Source organism: Bacillus sp. 05T31, assembly GCF_056396725.1.
This window is the reverse complement of sequence record NZ_JBFTMA010000384.1, coordinates 1-4,050: the sequence shown is the minus strand read 5'-3', so window position 1 is coordinate 4,050 and position 4,050 is coordinate 1. Positions and strand designations below refer to the sequence as shown.

5 protein-coding genes are annotated in these 4,050 nt (G+C 34.2%); 2 read left to right on the top strand and 3 right to left on the bottom strand.

Annotated elements, in window-relative coordinates; translation table 11 throughout:
* Positions 1 to 143 precede the first annotated feature (143 nt).
* Entirely contained in the window at positions 144 to 803 is a 660-nt protein-coding gene (locus AC1DJR_RS19880; protein WP_477003325.1) for an ABC transporter ATP-binding protein, read from the top strand.
* Positions 787 to 1,581: an ABC transporter permease gene (locus AC1DJR_RS19875; protein WP_477003324.1), complete on the top strand. Its 795-nt coding sequence runs from the start codon at positions 787 to 789 to the stop codon at positions 1,579 to 1,581. The genes AC1DJR_RS19880 and AC1DJR_RS19875 overlap by 17 nt, the downstream gene beginning before the upstream one ends.
* A gap of 50 nt (positions 1,582 to 1,631) precedes the next feature.
* On the opposite strand, the gene phnA is transcribed toward AC1DJR_RS19875, so the two are convergent.
* The 3 genes from phnA to AC1DJR_RS19860 all read right to left on the bottom strand — a co-directional run.
* The gene (gene phnA, locus AC1DJR_RS19870) at positions 1,632 to 1,973 is read right to left on the bottom strand and encodes an alkylphosphonate utilization operon protein PhnA (protein WP_002089332.1); all 342 of its coding nucleotides are present in this window, start codon (positions 1,971 to 1,973) and stop codon (positions 1,632 to 1,634) included.
* A 281-nt stretch (positions 1,974 to 2,254) separates the two neighbouring features.
* Positions 2,255 to 3,028 carry a DUF2628 domain-containing protein gene (locus tag AC1DJR_RS19865; RefSeq protein ID WP_477003326.1) on the bottom strand — a complete coding sequence of 258 codons (774 nt, stop codon included), beginning with the start codon at positions 3,026 to 3,028 and terminating at the stop codon, positions 2,255 to 2,257.
* A 273-nt stretch (positions 3,029 to 3,301) separates the two neighbouring features.
* On the bottom strand, positions 3,302 to 4,050 hold a 749-nt coding region (locus AC1DJR_RS19860; protein ID WP_477003323.1), incomplete at its 5' end, for an Rpn family recombination-promoting nuclease/putative transposase.

Here is a 4,050-nt window from a genome sequence, read left to right as displayed (position 1 = left end):
ATGTATAGGATCGGTCAGTGCCTTTTCCTGCCACGCGCAAAGTTTTAAAACAAAGAAAAAAGATGTTCCTTCTAAAGAGACTTTATTTTTCTATTTYTCTCYCTTTTTGATACGATATAACTAGAATCAGAAAGGAGCAATTTATGTTTATATTAAAAGACATCACATATAAAGATATTCTACACATTCCTTATTTACAGATTCAAAAAGAAAAAATAACTTGTATTATCGGTGAAAGTGGTAGTGGTAAAAGCACGTTACTTCGCATGTTAAACGATTTACAATCACCAACATCTGGCACAATTGAGTATAACGGAAAATCTATTTTAGATTATCCTCCCATTCAATTACGCCGTGAAGTTGTCATGCTCGGACAAACTCCGCCTATTTTTGATGGAACAATTAAAGATAATTTATTAATGGGACTTAGATTTTCTGAAAAGCCATTTCCAAATGACGACGCCCTGCAAGGCGCATTAACGACTGTTAGCCTAGATAAAAAATTAGAAGATAACGCCTCTTCTTTATCAGGTGGTGAAAAACAAAGACTCGCTTTTGCTCGCATTATACTAATGGATCCGCCCGTCTATTTATTAGATGAACCAACTTCGGCACTAGATGGTGATACAGAACACCGCGTTATGAAACAATTTGCTCTACTGGCAAGAGAAAAGAAAAAAACAGTTATCTTCATCACGCACTCGCAACAACTTCCAGAAGAAATTGCAGACGATATTATTGAAATTAGTAAAACAAACGGTGCAACTAGAAAGGAAGTGCTATCAATTGAAGGGCGTTATTGAACTACAAATTTGGCAACTTGCAGCTGCATATATTTTCATCCTTATTTTAATTGGGCTTGTGAAATTAAAAGGAATACCGCGTGAGAAACAAATTACAATTGCTACATTACGTATGACGATTCAACTCATACTAGTCGCCTATGTTCTTACATACATATTTGAAAATAGTAATCCGTTTTATACAATAGCTCTCATTACTTCTATTACTACATTTGCGATTTTCAATATTTATAAACGAATTAATATTCCAATGTCAAAAGAATTAAAACGAGTAGCCGCCCTCTCCATGATTGCTGGGTCAATTGGGCCACTACTCTTATTTATCTTTGTCATTATCGGACACGATCCTTGGTATGCTCCGCAGTATATCGTTCCTATTGCCGGCATGCTAATCGGTAACGCTATGACAGGTATTTGCCTCGGGGCAAACACCTTTTTAAACAGTATGAAATCACAAAGAGAYCATATYGAAGGTGCACTTATGCTTGGCGCAACTCCAAAACAAGCAGCTGCTCCGCTCATACGKGACGCTTTCGATTCTGCTATTTTACCAACAATTAATTCCATGGTCGGAATGGGAATTATAAGTCTTCCAGGCATGATGACAGGACAAATTTTATCCGGTGTATCACCATTTACAGCTATCCAATATCAAATTGCGATTATACTTGGCATTTCTGGAAGTACAGCTTTCTCTGTTATTATCTTCTTACAGCTTGGGTATAAAACGTTCTTTAATAAGCGGTGCCAGTTGAAAGAAGTTGAAGTACAATCATAAAAAAGACGCTCTGCAAGTTACTTACAGAGCGTCTTTTTTCTTTGCTAATCTTACGCTTTCTTAACGAACTGTGATTTTAACTTCATAGCTCCGAAACCATCGATTTTACAATCAATATCGTGATCTCCCTCAACTAGACGGATACTCTTTACTTTCGTACCAATCTTTACAACTGAAGAAGTTCCTTTTACTTTTAAATCTTTAATTACAGTAACAGCATCGCCATCTTGAAGAACGTTTCCGTTCGCATCTTTTACAACTTTTGCACCATCATTACTTTCAGCTTCCGCTTCTTGACCCCACTCATGGGCACATTCTGGACATACGAAAAGAGCGCCATCCTCATACGTATATTCTGAATTACATTTTGGACAATTTGGTAAAGTAGCCATAAATTCATTTCCTCCGTTCATTATTTATACGTAAAAATCAAATCGAATTTTTACATGTCGATAAATAAAATTTGTATAGCATTTCTTTATACTGCCATAGTCTCACGTTATTGACAAGCCTACCTCAAATTCTCATTTTTTATTGTATTTTACAAAATTTCAATTAGTATGGCGTTTGTTTACTAATGTTTTTCTCTTCTTGTTACATATCCTTTCTCATAAATAAAAAGAAGAATCTTCATTAGACTCTTCTTTTTGCGATACATCATTATCTATTTATATTAATACCAGGCATTTTCTTCAATATAAAATTGATACTCTTCTGCTTCTTCTTCATTTAATTTTTTATCGTTTAAATAAATTTCTTTCCATTCAAATCTCTGTTTATCTAAATACACAGCGAACTTAACCTTTACRTCCTTTTTTTCCTCATAATCATAACCAGTAAATTCTACTATATCAAAACGTCCTTCTTTTTTTACATACGTCCATTTTGGATCATCAGTAAAAACTTCCAATGTAATCCCTTCATCACTTAAACGAATTACATCTTTTATATTCGGTTCCGTCGGTAAATACGATAACCCGTAACCAGCTGCACCAAATACTACAAATAATAACGCATTTAATCCAAGCATAMTCCCAACATGAGTGCCACCCTTTGTTTGGAAGTAATAATTGTGTTGTRCATCAGATAACTCTTTTGCCTTATGTAAAATACGAACTGTATGCTTGTAATATAAACGATTCCCTTGCCATCCAGTAAATAGCATAGTTCCAAAATAAACAATAAAATCGATCCACATCGGGATATCTATAAAAACAGAGGTAATTAAAGTAGGAACTCCTACTAATGCAATAATAATAAATAATTTATACATTTTGCGATAAGCTAACCACAATAATGGGAAGAAAAAGGCTATCCAGTTCCAACTATTTCCCTTCTCGGGATCTTTTGCTTTCCCCCACTTAAAGTCGTAATATGCAGTATTATTTCTCACAACTTTATGTAACTCTTTAGGAGCTATCGCTTCYTGTAAAACAGTGTCCTTCACGTACATCATCCTTCTCTTATTTCTATATAACTTTATTGTATATCTATAAAAMRAAGGAATCTAACAAAAARTAGTTATATTTCATWAAAATGAAYAAAAATCGAATACATTCCGACAATTATCCATTCTATATTCCATTTTACTATTAAATATATTAGAATACTYATRTATAAGACATTTAATACACCATATTAATTATTTTCTTAATTTATAAAAAAAGGAATCCTTTAGCGGATCCCTTTTTTTACAGCAGCCTTCTTATAAGAGCACTACTTACCTTAATAACTCCCTAATTTCCTCTATATTTAAATCAGTAAACTTCGCGATATCTTCAATCGGCATCCCTTTCTCATACATCCCACGAATTAACTGTATTTTGCCTTTTTCGATTCCTTGTTCAATCCCTTGTTTCATTCCTTTTTCGAGCCCTTTTTCGAGCCCTTTTTCGAGCCCTTTTTCAATCCCTCTTTTAAGTCCTTCCTGTTCTGCATGCGCAAATTTCGCAGCCTCATCCATTAAGACTTTTTCTCTGGCGTCATATGCTTGCCTGAAAGAAGAATCTTGACTCATATCTTCCCATTTATTTATCGCTTTTTGTAACATTGGGTCTTGGCTCATCGCAATATCCTCCAATAGTTCTGTCAATTGTTCGTCTTCATTCGCCGGTAACAATAATAACCAACGTACAAATGCATCTTCCCAAGGATTTATTTTTTCCGCTTTCCACTGCCGCATTAACTTTGGAATCTCGACAATATGAATTTCTATGTCATCACTTAATATTCTTTTCTGTTTCCTATCCCAAAGAACCYCCGTTGTATGAAAATCACCATACTCAGGAAACATGTTAAAATTCAATAAATTCACAGTAATTGTTTTACAAAGTGCACTATACGCCATCCCTTTTTGCAGTTGAGATGTATATAATTTTCCCCAATAGTATAAACTTCGTTTTATCATATGATGATTATTATTCAACTGAATCTCTACATTAACCTTTATACCCGTATTTAATGTAGCTA